We start from the raw sequence: 16,053 nt of genomic DNA, 5'->3' as shown, positions 1-16,053 counted from the left end.
CGCGATGGGGGCGTGGCGGACGTGAACGACGTGACTGATGCGGTCGGTGCGACAGGGACCGGCGGGGAGCCCGGGACGAGCGGGGCCGACGGGGCCGGTGACGCACGGAGCCCGCGGGGAGGACGCGGGCTGGGCTCGCGGGCACCCGGGTTCATCAAGGCGTCCAGGACGCTGCACCTGAGCTGGCAGGCCGGTGTCTTCGTCGTCGGCCTCGCCGTGGTGGTGGCGGGCGTCGTCATGCTGCCGCTGCCCGGTCCGGGATGGCTGGTGATCTTCGGCGGAATGGCGATCTGGGCGACCGAGTTCGTATGGGCCCAGCTGGTGCTGCGCTGGACCCGGCGGAAGGTCACCGAGGCCGCGCAGCGGGCGCTCGATCCCGAGGTCCGGCGGCGGAACATCGTCCTCACCGTGGTGGGGCTCGTGATCATCGCCGTGCTGGTGGGCGTCTACGTCCTGAAATTCGGCATCGAGATGCCGTGGAAGATCGACCAGTGAGGGCGGACCGGTCGCCAGGCCGGTCCGGGTGCGCCGCTGACATGGGGTAATGTTTGCTGCGCGCCGGGGCGATTAGCTCAGTGGGAGAGCGCTTCGTTCACACCGAAGAGGTCACTGGTTCGAACCCAGTATCGCCCACCCGGACCGAGGGCCCGGGAGACTGCCAAGTCTCCCGGGCCCTCGGCGTTCCCCGGTCCCGGACCCCGCCGCTCCCAACCTCGCCGCCCCCGGCCGGCCGCCGGGACGGCCCGGACCGCGAACCCGGCTCAGCGCATCCGGACCACCGCGTCCCTCAGCCGACGGGCGTCGCGAAGCCGGTGCTCGTACGTCGCCCCCACCGCCAGCAGCAGCACCCCGGCCAGCGCTGGCGGCACCCAGCGCGGCAGCACACCCGCCACCTGCACCACATAGGGCGCCAGCTCGTGCAGACCGTCCAGCGCCAGCGCCGCGCCGCCGAGCACCAGCAGCGCCTGGAGCCGGAACCGCGCCCCGGCCAGAGTGATCACCAGCGCCGCCGCTCCCAGCAGCAGCGGACGCGTCCAGTGCGGGTCGGCCCAGACCGCGCCGAGACTCGGCACCAGCGTCACCGCGAGCCCGCCGCCGTACGCCTTCCACGACGACGCCCCCCGATCGCGCCGCCGCAGCAGCGCGCCCGCGGCCAGCGCGGGGAGCGTCAACGGCAGGGTGTACGCCTCCGGGGCCGACACCCCGGAAGCCGCGAGCCGTACCCAGACGGCGATCGCCAGCAGGGCCACCGCCGGCCACCCGGCCACCGCCCGGCGCTCCGGGCGCACGGCGGTTCCGGCGGCGAGCACCCCGCAGAGCCCCAGCACCAGGGAGAGCGCCGACGCGTCCGTCACCGCCGTCCCGAGGGCCACCAGGGCCCCCAGCGCCCCTGCCGCCTCGACGGGTGCGGCCACCGGGTCGCGGCGCAGCCGCGCCCCGAGCAGTACCGTCAGCGCGGGCACGATCAGCACGATCGGCGCCGCGCGATGCCCGGCGAGTCCCAGCGACTCCCCGGCCGCACGGGCCACGACGATCGCGCACATCACGGCCGCGCAGCCGAGCACCGCCCGCACCGCGCCCCCGGGAGCCCGCACCGCGCCGGTCACGGCCAGTGCCGCGAGCGCGCCGAACACCGCGTAGGTCGCGGGCTCGGACGCCAGCGAGAGTGCCCCCGCGCTCACCGCGCCGACCCCGGCGCACACCAGCGCCGTCACGGTCACCGCCGGGTTCGCGACGCGGCCACGGCAGCCGCGCACCCCCACCGCGAGCAGCGCGCCGACCCACAGCGTCTGGGCGGCCCACGCCACCGGGTACGGCACGTCGAGCGCGGCCGGCAGCGTCAGCAGCGCGCCCCACCCGGACACCACCACACAGACCCCGGCGGTCCGCCGCGCCGTGACGCGCCTCGGAACGGACACCGAAGGACCGGCGGTCCCCGGAGCGACCGCCTCCGGAGCGTCCGTCCCGTCCGGCCGGAGCGACCACCGGTGCGCCGCGGCGCACAGGCCGGACAGCACCGCCAGCACCACCGGGACCGCGTTCCAGTGCGGCCACAGCAGCGTCGTGCCGAGCGCTTCCCGGGCGCCCGAGGGCGCCCCCGCCCACGCGTCGCCGACCCGTGACAACGGACCCAGCAGCACCACGCCGGCCGCGGGCGCCGCCCACAGCGCGGCTCCCGCCGCCACCGCGGCCACCGACGCCCGCGCGCCCCTGCGCACCGGCCGGGGCAGTGGACCCCGCGCCGCCGCGGCGACCGCCGCCCCGCACAGCAGATACACCGCCACCCACCAGCCCGCCGGCACCTCCGGGCGCACCACACCGCCCACCGCCGCGACGACGGCGAGCCCGGCCGCCGCGCCACCGGCCGTACCGAACTCCCTCGGTGCCCGGCAGGCCACCAGCAGCAGCCCCCCGGCGGCCACCAGCAGCAGCACTCCGGGGCTCACGGCAGCCGCCGCCGACTGCGCCGTCAGCGACGCGGCCAGTCCGGTCAGAAGCCCGACGAACCCCGTCACGCACCCCACGGTGACGGCCGTCGCGCGCATCGCCGGACGGCCGCAACGGATGGCGATCACTCCGTCGAGCGTCGCCGTCAGCACCAGCGCCCAGCCGATCCCCAGCGCCGACGCGTCCGTCGCCGCCGCCCAGAACAGGAACGGGAACTGGGCGCCCACCACCGCGGCCGGCAGCGGCACCCGCAGCGCGGGGAGCAGCAGGCCGTAACCCGCCCACAGCACCGCCAGCACCGCCGAGGCGCCCGCCGCGAAACCGAGGCCCCCGGTGCCGGGGGCAGCCACCCGGTACCACGCGTAGGCGTCGAGAGCGGTCAGCACCAGGGCGAGCGCGGCCAGCGCCTCGGCCGTCGAGGGCAGCTTCCGCCGCAGCAGCGGCACGGGGGCGGCGAGCGCCGCCACCGTCAGTACGCCGAGCACCGCCGCCCGGCCGCCGATCCCCATCCGGCCCCAGCTGACCACGGTGAACGCGATCGCCGCGATCGTCAGCAGCAGCCCGCCCAGGATCAGCAGCACGTGCTGTGCGCCACGCGGCGAGAGCGCGCCCTTCGGCGCGGTCCGGGCGGGGGCACCCCACCCGGGAGCCGTGGCCCCCCACCCAGGAGCCGCCCCCCACCCAGGAGCCGCCCCCCATCCGGGGCCGGCGGCCGGGGCGGCGTACGGCCCCGGATGGGGTGTTCCGGGTGTGCCGGGTGGCTGGAGCACCGTCAGCAGCCAGGCACGGCGGGTCAGCAACTGGGCCCGGCGGGCGTCCAGCCGGACCAGTTCACGGTCGAGGAGCGTCAGTTCCTCGGCGGGCGGCGGCACATGTTCCATGGACGCAGTGTGCGGCCGGTCGTGGAATCAAACATGCGCGCGGGTACTCAGTTCCCCCGCTGAGTACCCGTGGACCGTCCCACGGCCCGGAGCCGCCGTCGCCCGCGGGTGACCGGGATGCCCCGGCCCGGATGAGAGGCGGAGACGGGATCGTCCGCCGGTGGCCGGACGGGAACGGTTTGAACGAGAGCCGCGTGGCCCTGTATGGTTCAGTCCGTTCCCGGGCGATTAGCTCAGTGGGAGAGCGCTTCGTTCACACCGAAGAGGTCACTGGTTCGAACCCAGTATCGCCCACCGGGAAAGGCCGGTTCACGCACGCGTGGACCGGCCTTCGCGTATCCGTCGGCAATTCATCGCTGCCCGTCCCCCTTCGACGCGTCCGGTGCTCAGGCCGCCGCGGGGACCGCCGGGCGCAGCGGCCAGGCGGCGTCCACCGCCTCCGTGGCCCCGCTCCTCGGGAACCACGCCTGCCCGCCGCGCGCGTGCGCCGCGTGCCACGCCGTCTGCAAGGTGTGCAGCTCCGCGGGGGCCAGCCGCTCCAGCCGGGCCGCGAACCGCCGCCCCACCGCGCGGACCACCTCCATCGAGGCCACCGCGTCCGCCGCCGCGTCGGGCATCGGCTCCGGGGTCGCCCCGGAGACCCCGTACACCTCACACAGATCCGCGAACGCGCGCGGTCCCTTGCGGTAGCGGTCCAGCTGTCCGTCGAGGACCCGGGGATCGAGCACGCACAGCGGCGCCCCCGCCAGACAGCCGCGCAGTGACGTCGCCCGGTGCCGCTTCAGCTCCCGGTCCAGCAGGGTCAGACCGAACGGCGCGTCCATCACGGCGAGCGGACGCCCGGTCGCGCACTGATCGGCCAGGGACCGTCCGATCTCTCCCATCACCGGCGCCGGCCACCGGCCGTTGCGGTGCAGATGCTCGTCGGTCAGACCGGGCATCCCGGTGGCCTCCGGGGGGACCGGCACCCCCGGACTCACCAGCCACCGGCTCACCCGGGTCAGCCCGCCCGCCGTCTCCTGGACGACCAGGGCGGCCGAGACGATCCGGTCCTCCTCTGCGTCCGCACCCGTGGTTCTGATCCCGAAGGCGGCCAGTGGCCCCTCGTACCAGCGCATCATCTCCGAACTCCTCGCATCTGCTTGGCAGATGGCGCGATTCGCCTGCCCCGGTTCGGTGATACCCGCCCCTTCTCCCCGGTACGCCGCGCACGCCCCGCGCACGCGGGCCTCCCGGTCGCACGGACGGCCCGCCACCCGCCGGGGGACCGGGCCGGGGCCCGACGGCCGGTCCGGCGGGCGCACGGGACACGGGCGGCGGGCCGCCCCGGCGTATCCCTTTCGCGCGGGGGGCCCGGGGCTCGGTACGATTCGTACGGCATCTGCGACAGGAACGCGGTGCGCCCCCTCAGTCAGGAGAGACCGGTGTCAGACGTCCGTGTGACCGTACAACGCGATTCCGAGCGGGAAGAGCGCGTGGTGACGACGGGCACTACGGCGGCCGATCTCTTCCCCGGACAGCGCACCGTCGTCGCGGCCCGGGTGGCGGGTGAGCTGAAGGACCTCGCGTACGAGCTCCAGGACGGCGAGACCGTCGAGCCCGTGGAGATCTCCTCCGAGGACGGCCTGAACATCCTGCGCCACTCCACCGCGCACGTGATGGCGCAGGCCGTGCAGGAGCTGTTCCCCGAGGCCAAGCTCGGTATCGGTCCGCCGGTCAAGGACGGCTTCTACTACGACTTCGACGTCGAGAGGCCGTTCACCCCGGAGGACCTCAAGGCCGTCGAGAAGAAGATGCAGGAGATCCAGAAGCGCGGACAGCGGTTCGCCCGCCGCGTCGTCTCGGACGAGGACGCCCGCGCGGAGCTGGCCGACGAGCCGTACAAGCTGGAACTCATCGGCATCAAGGGCTCCGGCTCCGTCGAGAGCGCCGGTGACGGCGCGGACGTCGAGGTCGGCGGCGGCGAGCTGACCATCTACGACAACCTCGACCCGAAGACCGGTGACCTGTGCTGGAAGGACCTCTGCCGGGGTCCGCACCTGCCCACCACCCGGCTGATCCCGGCGTTCAAGCTGATGCGCAACGCCGCCGCGTACTGGCGCGGCAGCGAGAAGAACCCGATGCTCCAGCGCATCTACGGCACCGCGTGGCCCACCAAGGACGAGCTCAAGGCGCACCTGGAGTTCCTGGAGGAGGCCGCCAAGCGCGACCACCGCAAGCTCGGCAGCGAACTGGACCTGTTCTCCTTCCCGGACGAGATCGGCCCCGGCCTCGCCGTCTTCCACCCCAAGGGCGGCACCGTCCGCCGGGCCATGGAGGACTACTCGCGCCGACGCCACGAGGAGGAGGGCTACGAGTTCGTCTACAGCCCGCACGCGACCAAGGGCAAGCTCTTCGAGAAGTCCGGCCACCTGGACTGGTACGCCGACGGCATGTACCCGCCCATGCAGCTCGACGACGGGGTGGACTACTACCTCAAGCCGATGAACTGCCCGATGCACAACCTGATCTTCGACGCGCGCGGCCGCTCGTACCGTGAACTGCCGCTGCGGCTCTTCGAGTTCGGCACGGTGTACCGGTACGAGAAGTCCGGCGTCGTGCACGGTCTGACCCGCTCGCGCGGCTTCACGCAGGACGACGCGCACATCTACTGCACCAAGGAGCAGATGGCGGACGAGCTGGACAGGACGCTCACCTTCGTCCTGAACCTGCTGCGGGACTACGGACTGACCGACTTCTACCTGGAGCTCTCGACCAAGGACCCGGAGAAGTTCGTCGGCTCCGACGAAGTCTGGGAGGAGGCCACCGAGACCCTGCGCCAGGTCGCCGAGAAGCAGGGCCTGCCGCTGGTCCCCGACCCGGGCGGCGCCGCCTTCTACGGGCCGAAGATCTCCGTGCAGTGCAAGGACGCCATCGGCCGCACCTGGCAGATGTCGACCGTGCAGCTCGACTTCAACCTCCCGGAGCGCTTCGACCTGGAGTACACCGGGCCCGACGGCGCCAAGCAGCGCCCCGTGATGATCCACCGCGCGCTGTTCGGTTCCATCGAGCGGTTCTTCGCGGTGCTCCTGGAGCACTACGCGGGCGCCTTCCCGGTGTGGCTGGCACCGGTCCAGGCGGTCGGCATCCCGATCGGTGACGCGCACATCCCGTACCTCCAGGAGTTCGCCGCGACCGCGCGGAAGCAGGGGCTGCGGGTCGAGGTGGACGCCTCCTCGGACCGGATGCAGAAGAAGATCCGGAACCAGCAGAAGGCCAAGGTCCCGTTCATGATCATCGCGGGCGACGAGGACATGGCCAACGGCGCCGTCTCCTTCCGCTACCGCGACGGATCGCAGGAGAACGGCATCCCGGTCGCGGACGCCATCGCCAAGATCGCGAAGGCCGTCGAGGACCGCGTCCAGGTCTGACCCCGACGCGTCCCGCGCGGTGGCCCCGAGGTGCTTCCGTCCGGACGGGACGCCGGGAGCTGTGAGCGAACCCGGTGCCGTAGAAGCGGCACCGGGTTCCCGCGCCTGCGGGGGAACCGGCCCCGGCATCCGGGGCGCCCGCGGGTGTGCCCCCGGCGACACGCTCGGCGTGGGCGAAGCAATATGCTGACCGGCATGACGAGTGAGCCGGAGCAGCAGTTCGGAGTGGGGACGCCCGACGCGTTCCAGCGCCTGTGGACGCCCCACCGGATGGCCTACATCCAGGGTGAGGGCAAGCCGACCGGACCCGAGGCCGGCGACGGCTGCCCGTTCTGTGCCATTCCCTCGAAGTCGGACGAGGACGGGCTGGTCGTCGCACGCGGCGAGCAGGTGTACGCGGTGCTCAACCTGTACCCGTACAACGGCGGACACCTGATGGTCGTGCCGTACCGGCACGTCGCCGACTACACCGGGCTCGACGGCCCCGAGACCGCCGAACTCGCCGACTTCACCAAACGCGCGATGACCGCGCTGCGGACGGCGTCGGGGGCGCACGGCTTCAACATCGGCATGAACCAGGGGGCGGACGCGGGAGCGGGCATCGCCGCGCACCTGCATCAGCACCTGGTGCCGCGCTGGGGCGGCGACACCAACTTCATGCCGGTGATCGGCCACACCCGGGTGCTGCCGCAACTGCTGGCGGACACCCGGACGATGCTCGCCGCGGCCTGGCCGAACGGCTGATCCGAGCGCTCGCGCACCGCTGCCGGGTACCCGGGATCAAGGTCCCGGGTACCCGGCAGCGGTGCGCGCGGTCCGGGCCGGCTACGCGTCGTACAGGTCCGCCTTCTTCGGGGCGGCGTCCTGGACCTGGCCGCCCAGGGCCAGCGAGCGGGAGTTGAAGCGGTCGGTGTCCACGCCGTTCTCGGCGAGGACCCGCAGGGCCGCCGAGTGCACGGCCCGCAGCACCGGTGTCGCGGCGCGCATCGCGTCGTCCGCCATGAAGCGGTGGCGCCAGGGCTTCTCGGCCCAGGCGTGCCGCAGGCCGAAGGGCTCCGGGAGCGCCAGCCTGCCGCCCAGGTAGTCGAGCAGCGGCGGATACCAGGTGAACGGGGCACGCATCGCGAGCCGGACCACCTCGTCCGCCTCGACGAGCGGCAGCTGATGCGTCTTGGTCTCCCAGAACCTCAGCGTCTTGTTGACCGTCTTGGTCCTCGGGGACGGCTTGGTGGTGAAGAGCGAGTGCACCGGGCCGAGCGCGTGACCGGTGACCTCGATCCGCAGGGTCTCGTGGAGCACGGTCACGGTGGTCATCATGGTGATGACCAGCTGTCCGTCCCAGAGGGTGAACTGCACCCCCAGGTAGTGGCGGTCCCCGCTGCCGAACTGCTGGTGGTTGCAGATGCGCTGTATCTCGTGCGGCTTCACCTGGTACGAGGCGACGTTGTCGCCCTCGGGACGGGAGACCCCTCCCGCGTTCTCCCCGACGGGCGACACGATCCAGTGCTTGACGGACGGGGTGGGGAATCCGCCCGAGTTCAGCGGACCGCGCTCCAGCATCTTCAGCTGGTCGTGGATGACCCGGATCAGGTCCCAGCTGCGGAACTGGTGGAATTCCTTGCCGGGCTCCTTCGAGACCAGCTCCTCCGCCAGCTGCCAGCTGCCCCAGCGGGTGCCCATGCCGAGGATGCCCTTGGGGCCCGCGTAGAAGACCGAGTTCGCCTGCTGCTCGGCGGACAGCTTCTCCAGCCCCTGCCGCAACGCCTCACGGGAGGCGTCGCCCGGATTCTTCGGGACCGACTCGGGGATCTTCGCGATGACCCCGCCGCCCGAGAGCAGCCCCTCCCAGCGGACCCGCATGTCCCTCGCCGAGGACTCCGCGATGCGCTTGGCGATCAGCCAGCCGATCACCGGGGCGACGGCCATCGTCCGCAGGTACAGCGCCAGGAGGCCGGCCACCGGCAGCTTCACCAGGAAGATCACCGCCCCGACCCCGACGGCGGCGAGCAGGCCGTTGCCGAGGACGCCGATGCCCCTGTCCTTGGTCGAGTTGAGGTAGTCGCGGGCGCGGAACACCCCTATCCACACGAGCAGTCCCGGCAGGAAGAGCAGCCCGCACACGACGGTGACGACGGTCAGCTTGGTGTCGCGCGCCTTGCGCAGACCGGTCGCGGCGAGACAGTGCTCGACCACGGTCTGCGGCTCGATGCCGAAGGACTGGATGAGGGCGCCCCGGGCGCCGCCCAGCATGCGTTCCTGGACGGCCCTGGAGAACGCCTCGCCGAGGTTGGGCCGGAAGTACTTGGACTTCAGGAACTTCGACTGGCCGGCCTTCACCTCGGACTTGTGCCACTCGCTGTTGGCCTTCAGGATCTCGTCCACGTCGCTGTCGCGGTACGCGGCCGACGCGAGGGCGTTGGTCGCCGCCGTCTGTCCGGCCGAGCCCTGGAGCGGGATCTGCGCTCCGGGAGAGAAATCGAATCCGTCGTTGGCCACTGCCGCCCCCACTCGCCGCAAGGATCTGCTCCTGCGGCTGTTCCCAACTACCGTACTTGGCACACCTTCTGAGCTGGGACCACAGCGTATCGTCCGGAACAGCTCACCGCCCGCAACCGGCGAATTCCATGGGCGGACAACGGACTGTCACCCCTTTGTGTGCCTTTTCGCCGTTCCCGTACGAGGCCGGGTCGATTCCGGTACGGGCCGGTGAACCGTACGGGCCGGGCCGGGGCTCCCCGCCGTACCGGTACACCGCCTGTCCGAAAAGCGCCCACCACGCGAGGACGGGTGCCCGGACGGTGGACCCCGGCGGTCGTGACTACGATGGGCCAGCCGGTGGCCGAAGGGGCCGCGCGGCCCACCGACCCTCGGGAAGGCCATGCTGAACAAGTACGCGCGTGCATTCTTTACGCGTGTCCTCACACCGTTCGCCGCACTGTTGCTCCGGATCGGGGTCTCTCCCGACGCGGTCACACTCATCGGCACGGCCGGAGTGATGGCGGGTGCGCTGGTCTTCTTCCCGATGGGGGAGTTCTTCTGGGGCACCATCGTCATCACGGTCTTCGTCTTCTCCGACCTCGTCGACGGGAACATGGCCCGGCAGGCCGGGATCTCCAGCCGCTGGGGCGCCTTCCTCGACTCGACCCTCGACCGGGTCGCCGACGGCGCGATCTTCGGCGGACTGGCGCTCTGGTACGCGGGCAGGGGCGACAACGACATGATGTGCGCCGTCGCGATCTTCTGTCTGGCCAGCGGCCAGGTGGTCTCGTACACCAAGGCGCGGGGCGAGGCGATCGGTCTGCCGGTCGCGGTGAACGGACTGGTGGAACGCGCCGAGCGGCTGGTCGTCTCGCTGGTCGCGGCCGGGCTCTCCGGGCTGCACAGGTTCGGGGTGCCCGGCATCGACATCCTGCTGCCGATCGCGCTGTGGGCGGTCGCCGCCGGCAGCCTCGTGACGCTCGTCCAGCGGGTCGTGACCGTACGCAGGGAAGCCGCCGAGGCCGACGCCGTGGCCGCGGTCGGGACCGGCCCCGCGTCGGACCCGGCGGCCGGGCGGGGGAGCGGGGCGGGGCAGTGAGCGGCGCCGGGGAGGTACCGGACCCGCCGGCTGCGGGCGCCCGGCTCAGGGACCGGCTGACCGACGGGCTGTACGGGCTCGGCTGGGGCGCGCTCAAGAAGCTCCCCGAACCGGCCGTGAACGCCCTCGGCCGCACCATCGCCGACCGGGCCTGGCGACGGCGCGGCAAGAGCGTGCTGCGTCTTGAGGCGAATCTGGCCAGGGTGGTGCCCGACGCGGACCCGGCCGGGCTCGCCGCGCTCTCCCGAGCCGGGATGCGCTCGTACATGCGCTACTGGATGGAATCGTTCCGGCTGCCCACCTGGAGTGCCGAACGGATCAGGACCGGCGTCGAGGTGCGCGAGGCGCACCGGCTGACCGAAGGGCTCGAAACCGGCCGGGGCGTCGTCCTGGCCCTGCCGCACCTGGCCAACTGGGACCTGGCGGGCGCCTGGGTCACCACCGTCCTGAAGGTGCCCTTCACCACGGTCGCCGAACGGCTCAGGCCCGAGACGCTCTTCGACCGGTTCGTGGCCTACCGCGAGAGCCTGGGCATGGAGGTCCTGCCGCACGTCGGAGGTTCCGCCTTCGGCACCCTGGCGCGGCGGCTGCGCAAGGGGGGCCTCGTCTGCCTCGTCGCGGACCGGGACCTGTCGGCGTCCGGCGTCGAGGTGACGTTCTTCGGCGAGACCGCGCGGATGCCGACCGGCCCGGCGATACTTGCCCAGCAGACCGGGGCCCTGCTGCTGCCCGTCACCCTGCACTACGACGAGACGCCCGTGCTGAGGGCGCGAATCCACCCACCCGTCGAGGTCCCCGCCACCGGTACCCGCGCCGAGAAGGCGGCGACGATGACCCAGGCGCTGGCCGACGTGTTCGCCGGAGGGATCGCCGAGCACCCCGAGGACTGGCACATGCTGCAACGGCTCTGGCTCGCCGACCTGGAACCCCGGGGCGAACAGCCGTGAAGACGCGAGGGGAACAGCCGTGAAGATCGGCATCGTCTGTCCGTACTCCTGGGACGTACCGGGCGGGGTGCAGTTCCACATCCGCGACCTCGCCGAGCACCTGATACGCCTGGGCCACCAGGTCTCCGTGCTCGCCCCCGCCGACGACGAGACCCCGTTGCCGCCGTACGTGGTGTCGGCGGGCCGGGCCGTGCCCGTCCCGTACAACGGATCGGTCGCCCGGCTGAACTTCGGCTTCCTGTCCGCCGCCCGGGTCCGCCGATGGCTGCACGACGGCACCTTCGACGTGATCCACATCCACGAACCGACCTCACCGTCCCTGGGGCTGCTCACCTGCTGGGCGGCACAGGGCCCGATCGTGGCGACCTTCCACACGTCCAACCCGCGCTCCCGGGCCATGATCGCCGCGTACCCGATCCTCCAGCCCGCGCTGGAGAAGATCAGCGCGCGCATCGCGGTCAGCGAGTACGCGCGCCGGACCCTGGTGGAACACCTCGGCGGCGACGCGGTCGTCATCCCCAACGGCGTCGACGTCGGCTTCTTCGCCGGGGCCCAGCCGAAGGCCGAGTGGCAGGGCGGGACCCTCGGGTTCATCGGGCGGATCGACGAGCCCCGCAAGGGACTGCCGGTGCTCGTGAAGGCACTGCCCGCGATCCTGGCCGCCCGCCCGGAGACCCGACTGCTGGTCGCCGGCCGCGGCGACGAGGAGGAGGCCGTCGCCGCCCTGCCCGGACACATGCGTGAGCGCGTCGAATTCCTCGGGATGGTGAGCGACGAGGACAAGGCGCGGCTGCTGCGCAGTGTCGATGTGTACGTCGCGCCCAACACGGGCGGCGAGAGCTTCGGCATCATCCTCGTCGAGGCCATGTCGGCGGGGGCGCCGGTGCTGGCCAGCGACCTGGACGCGTTCGCCCAGGTGCTCGACCAGGGGGCGGCGGGCGAACTCTTCGCCAACGAGGACGCGGACGCGCTGGCCGGGGCCGCGGTGGCGCTGCTCGGGGACGCGGCCCGGCGCGCCGAGCTGAGCGAGCGGGGCAGGGCCCATGTGCGGCGCTTCGACTGGGCGACGGTGGGCGCGGACATCCTCGCGGTGTACGAGACGGTGACGGACGGTGCGGCCTCCGTGGCCGCGGACGAGCGGCCGGGGCTGCGGGCCCGGCTAGGACTGGCCAGGGACTGAGAGCGGTCCGCCGGTCGTCCCGGGAGCTACGGAGCCCCCGGGGTGACAGAGAGGGGCGGGCCCGACGGTAGCCTTGCGGCCCGTGACCGAAACCCTCATCTGGGCCGCCGTCGCGGTCCTCGCGATCGGCCTGTACCTCAGCTGGACCGCCGGACGGCTGGACCGGCTGCACGCCCGGATCGACGCCGCCCGCGCCGCCCTCGACGCCCAACTTCTGCGCCGCGCCTCGGTCACCCAGGAACTGGCCACCTCGGGGGTGCTCGACCCGGCCGCCTCGATCGTGCTGTACGAGGCCGCACACGCCGCCCGGCAGGCGGCGGAGGAACAGCGCGAGGTCGCCGAGAGCGAGCTGAGCGCCGCGCTGCGGGCCGTCTTCGGCGAGACCGCGCAGGTGGAAGCCGTGAAGGAGATCCCCGGCGGGGAGGATGCGGCGGGGGAGCTGGCCGCCGCGGTGCGCCGGGTCCCGATGGCGCGGCGGTTCCACAACGACGCGGTGCGTGCCGCCCGCGCGCTGCGGCGCCACCGCACGGTGCGCTGGTTCCGGCTGGCCGGACACGCGCCGTTCCCGCTCGCCTTCGAGATGGACGACGAACCTCCGGTGGCCCTGGCGGACCGGCCGGGGAGCTGACGGGCCCGGGCCATGAGCGGGCGGGTCGGCCGAGTGACGGACCGGCCCGTGAGCCGGCGGAGCGGTGGGCGGTTGGCCGGGCGGTCGGAGGACCGGCCGGTGTGCCGAACGGGCCCGGCCGGGCGGCTGAAGGACCGGCCGGTGTGCCGACGGACCGGGCCATGAGCCCGGCGAGCCCACGACCGGTCTCCGGTCACCGGTCTCCGGTCACCGGGCCGTCGGCAGGGCCCGGACGGATCGTCGGCACGGCCCAGGACGGTCCCCGCGTACCTCGACCTCAGTTGCCTTGGCGGGCCCCGCGTACATCGAAAGCGGACCCTCGTGGATCTTTCGCGCACTGAGAGCGGTCCGGTCGGCTCGCGTAACCGGATGCGGTCCGCCCCGCGTACCGGAAGTGGATTCCCGCGACCCGGGAGCGCTCCTTGAGCCCCCCCTCCCACAGGCCACAGGGGCGCGGCGCGGCCCACTTCCCCGCGTCCTCCCCGCATCGGCGCGGACCGGAAAGAGCCACCGGCTGTCCATTGGCCCTTGCAGTGGACTGGTCCCGGAGCGTTTGCTCGTGGAGCCGCTACCGGCACCGGCCGCGTCCAGCCACGCGTCGGCAGTGCTTCCCGCATCCTTTTCACCGAGTGAGGTCGACCATGTCCACGCTTCCCAGCTCCCCGCAGTCCACGTCCGACACCCCGGCCACCGGCACCGCGCGCGTCAAGCGCGGCATGGCCGAGCAGCTCAAGGGCGGCGTGATCATGGACGTCGTCGACGCCGAGCAGGCGAAGATCGCCGAGGACGCGGGCGCGGTCGCCGTCATGGCCCTGGAGCGGGTCCCCGCCGACATCCGCAAGGACGGCGGCGTCGCCCGGATGTCCGACCCGAACATGATCGAAGAGATCATCGAGGCCGTCTCCATCCCCGTCATGGCCAAGTCCCGCATCGGTCACTTCGTCGAGGCCCAGGTGCTCCAGTCCCTCGGCGTCGACTACATCGACGAGTCCGAGGTCCTCACCCCGGCCGACGAGGTCAACCACAGCGACAAGTTCGCCTTCACCACCCCCTTCGTCTGTGGCGCCACCAACCTGGGTGAGGCGCTGCGCCGCATCGCCGAGGGCGCGGCCATGATCCGCTCGAAGGGTGAGGCGGGCACCGGGAACGTCGTCGAGGCCGTCCGTCACCTGCGGCAGATCAAGAACGAGATCGCCCGGCTGCGCGGCTACGACAACAACGAGCTGTACGCCGCCGCCAAGGACCTGCGCGCCCCCTACGAACTGGTCAAGGAGGTCGCCGACCTCGGCAGGCTGCCCGTCGTCCTGTTCTCCGCGGGCGGCGTCGCCACCCCCGCCGACGCGGCGCTGATGCGCCAGCTCGGCGCCGAGGGCGTCTTCGTCGGCTCCGGCATCTTCAAGTCCGGTGACCCGGCCAAGCGGGCCGCCGCCATCGTCAAGGCCACCACCTTCTACGACGACCCGAAGATCATCGCGGACGCGTCCCGGAACCTCGGCGAGGCCATGGTCGGCATCAACTGCGACACCCTGCCCGAGGCCGAGCGCTACGCCAACCGCGGCTGGTAGTCCCTGATGAACGGCGTTCCTGTCATCGGAGTCCTGGCCCTCCAGGGCGACGTACCGGAGCATCTGACCGCCCTGACCTCGGCCGGAGCCGAGGCCAGGGCGGTCCGGCGACCCGAAGAACTCGCCGCGGTGGACGGCCTCGTCCTCCCCGGCGGGGAGTCCACCACGATGTCCAAGCTGGCGGTCCTGTTCGGACTGCTGGAGCCGCTGCGCGAGCGGGTGCGCGCCGGAATGCCGGTCTACGGCACCTGCGCCGGGATGATCCTGCTCGCCGACAAGATCCTCGATCCCCGCGCCGGCCAGGAGACCATCGGCGGCATCGACATGATCGTGCGCCGCAACGCCTTCGGACGGCAGAACGAGTCGTTCGAGGCGGCCGTCGACGTCACGGGCGTCGACGGCGGGCCGGTCGAGGGGGTCTTCATCCGTGCCCCGTGGGTGGAGTCGGTCGGCGCCCGCGCCGAGGTGGTCGCCGAGCACGGCGGCCATGTCGTGGCGGTCCGGCAGGGCAACGCCCTGGCGACGTCCTTCCATCCCGAACTGACCGGCGACCATCGCGTGCACGCCCTTTTCGCCGACATGGTGCGCGCCGCCGGCTGAGGCGATCCCGGTAGGATCTCTCGGGTTCGTTCAAGAAGTTCGGTGACGCGAAGGAGACGGCAGATGTCCGGCCACTCTAAATGGGCTACGACGAAGCACAAGAAGGCTGTGATTGACGCCAAGCGCGGCAAGCTCTTCGCGAAGCTGATCAAGAACATCGAGGTCGCCGCACGGACCGGTGGTGTGGACCCCGAGGGCAACCCGACGCTCGTCGACGCGGTACAGAAGGCGAAGAAGAGCTCCGTCCCCAACAAGAACATCGACTCCGCGATCAAGCGGGGCGGCGGTCTCGAAGCGGGCGGCGTCGACTATCAGACGATCATGTATGAGGGTTACGGGCCGAACGGCGTCGCGGTGCTCATCGAGTGCCTCACCGACAACCGCAACCGCGCGGCGTCCGACGTACGGGTCGCGATGACCCGCAACGGCGGCTCGATGGCCGACCCGGGCTCCGTCTCGTACCTCTTCAACCGCAAGGGCGTCGTGATCGTCCCGAAGGGCGAGCTGACCGAGGACGCCGTGCTCGACGCGGTCCTCGACGCGGGCGCCGAAGAGGTCAACGACCTCGGCGAGTCGTTCGAGGTCGTCAGCGAGGCGACCGACATGGTCGCGGTCCGTACCGCGCTCCAGCAGGCGGGCATCGACTACGACTCCGCCGAGGCGAACTTCCTGCCCACCATGCAGGTCGAGCTGGACGAGGACGGGGCGCGCAAGATCTTCAAGCTGATCGACGCCCTGGAGGACAGCGACGACGTGCAGAACGTCTTCGCCAACTTCGACGTCTCGGACGAGGTCATGGAGAAGGTCGACGCCTGAG

General features: G+C 72.3%; 13 protein-coding genes and 2 tRNA genes. 12 read left to right on the top strand and 3 right to left on the bottom strand.

The window, feature by feature from the left end:
- Nucleotides 1–21: 21 nt before the first annotated feature.
- Together PZB75_RS03485 and PZB75_RS03480 are read left to right on the top strand one after the other, a co-directional pair.
- Nucleotides 22–495: a TIGR02611 family protein gene (locus tag PZB75_RS03485; protein ID WP_275533811.1), complete on the top strand. Its 474-nt coding sequence runs from the start codon at nt 22–24 to the stop codon at nt 493–495.
- A 66-nt stretch (nt 496–561) separates the two neighbouring features.
- Nucleotides 562–633 (top strand) — tRNA-Val (locus PZB75_RS03480).
- 128 nt (nt 634–761) lie between these two features.
- On the opposite strand, the gene PZB75_RS03475 is transcribed toward PZB75_RS03480, so the two are convergent.
- Nucleotides 762–3,329, bottom strand: coding sequence for a hypothetical protein (locus PZB75_RS03475; RefSeq protein ID WP_275533810.1), 2,568 nt, complete (start codon nt 3,327–3,329; stop codon nt 762–764).
- A gap of 222 nt (nt 3,330–3,551) precedes the next feature.
- Between PZB75_RS03475 and PZB75_RS03470 the strand changes: the two genes are divergently transcribed.
- Nucleotides 3,552–3,623: transfer RNA gene (locus tag PZB75_RS03470), tRNA-Val, on the top strand.
- A 92-nt stretch (nt 3,624–3,715) separates the two neighbouring features.
- Here the strand turns inward: PZB75_RS03470 and PZB75_RS03465 are convergent.
- Complete coding sequence (locus PZB75_RS03465; RefSeq protein ID WP_275533809.1) at nt 3,716–4,450, bottom strand: 3'-5' exonuclease; 735 nt, start codon at nt 4,448–4,450, stop codon at nt 3,716–3,718.
- A 303-nt stretch (nt 4,451–4,753) separates the two neighbouring features.
- Between PZB75_RS03465 and thrS the strand changes: the two genes are divergently transcribed.
- Both thrS and PZB75_RS03455 read left to right on the top strand, forming a co-directional pair.
- Entirely contained in the window at nt 4,754–6,739 is a 1,986-nt protein-coding gene (gene thrS / locus PZB75_RS03460; RefSeq protein WP_275533808.1) for a threonine--tRNA ligase, read from the top strand.
- A gap of 183 nt (nt 6,740–6,922) precedes the next feature.
- A complete protein-coding gene (locus PZB75_RS03455; RefSeq protein WP_275533807.1) occupies nt 6,923–7,483 on the top strand; it encodes an HIT domain-containing protein in 561 nt (186 codons plus the stop codon).
- Nucleotides 7,484–7,564: 81 nt separating this feature from the next.
- On the opposite strand, the gene PZB75_RS03450 is transcribed toward PZB75_RS03455, so the two are convergent.
- On the bottom strand, nt 7,565–9,235 hold the full coding sequence (locus PZB75_RS03450) for a hypothetical protein (RefSeq protein WP_275533806.1): 1,671 nt from the start codon (nt 9,233–9,235) through the stop codon (nt 7,565–7,567).
- A 382-nt stretch (nt 9,236–9,617) separates the two neighbouring features.
- Here PZB75_RS03450 and pgsA point away from each other — a divergent pair, with 382 nt between their 5' ends.
- From pgsA to PZB75_RS03415, 7 genes are all read left to right on the top strand, one after another.
- Entirely contained in the window at nt 9,618–10,316 is a 699-nt protein-coding gene (pgsA, locus tag PZB75_RS03445) for a phosphatidylinositol phosphate synthase (RefSeq protein WP_275533805.1), read from the top strand.
- Nucleotides 10,313–11,263 carry a phosphatidylinositol mannoside acyltransferase gene (locus PZB75_RS03440; RefSeq protein ID WP_275533804.1) on the top strand — a complete coding sequence of 317 codons (951 nt, stop codon included), beginning with the start codon at nt 10,313–10,315 and terminating at the stop codon, nt 11,261–11,263. Before pgsA ends, PZB75_RS03440 begins: the two co-directional genes overlap by 4 nt.
- 19 nt (nt 11,264–11,282) lie before the next feature.
- Entirely contained in the window at nt 11,283–12,443 is a 1,161-nt protein-coding gene (locus tag PZB75_RS03435; RefSeq protein WP_275533803.1) for a glycosyltransferase family 4 protein, read from the top strand.
- 82 nt (nt 12,444–12,525) lie between these two features.
- Nucleotides 12,526–13,071 (top strand): hypothetical protein, encoded by a 546-nt coding sequence (locus tag PZB75_RS03430; RefSeq protein ID WP_275533802.1) that lies wholly within the window; start codon nt 12,526–12,528, stop codon nt 13,069–13,071.
- A gap of 641 nt (nt 13,072–13,712) precedes the next feature.
- Nucleotides 13,713–14,636, top strand: a complete 924-nt coding sequence (gene pdxS / locus PZB75_RS03425; protein ID WP_275533801.1) for a pyridoxal 5'-phosphate synthase lyase subunit PdxS — start codon at nt 13,713–13,715, stop codon at nt 14,634–14,636.
- A 6-nt stretch (nt 14,637–14,642) separates the two neighbouring features.
- Nucleotides 14,643–15,236: a pyridoxal 5'-phosphate synthase glutaminase subunit PdxT gene (gene pdxT, locus PZB75_RS03420; RefSeq protein WP_275533800.1), complete on the top strand. Its 594-nt coding sequence runs from the start codon at nt 14,643–14,645 to the stop codon at nt 15,234–15,236.
- A gap of 63 nt (nt 15,237–15,299) precedes the next feature.
- Complete coding sequence (locus PZB75_RS03415; protein ID WP_275533799.1) at nt 15,300–16,052, top strand: YebC/PmpR family DNA-binding transcriptional regulator; 753 nt, start codon at nt 15,300–15,302, stop codon at nt 16,050–16,052.
- Nucleotide 16,053 lies beyond the last annotated feature (1 nt).

Source organism: Streptomyces sp. AM 4-1-1 (assembly GCF_029167625.1).
GTDB lineage: Bacteria > Actinomycetota > Actinomycetes > Streptomycetales > Streptomycetaceae > Streptomyces.
The sequence above is the reverse complement of the archived record's forward strand: the minus strand, read 5'-3'. Positions and strand labels throughout refer to the sequence as shown.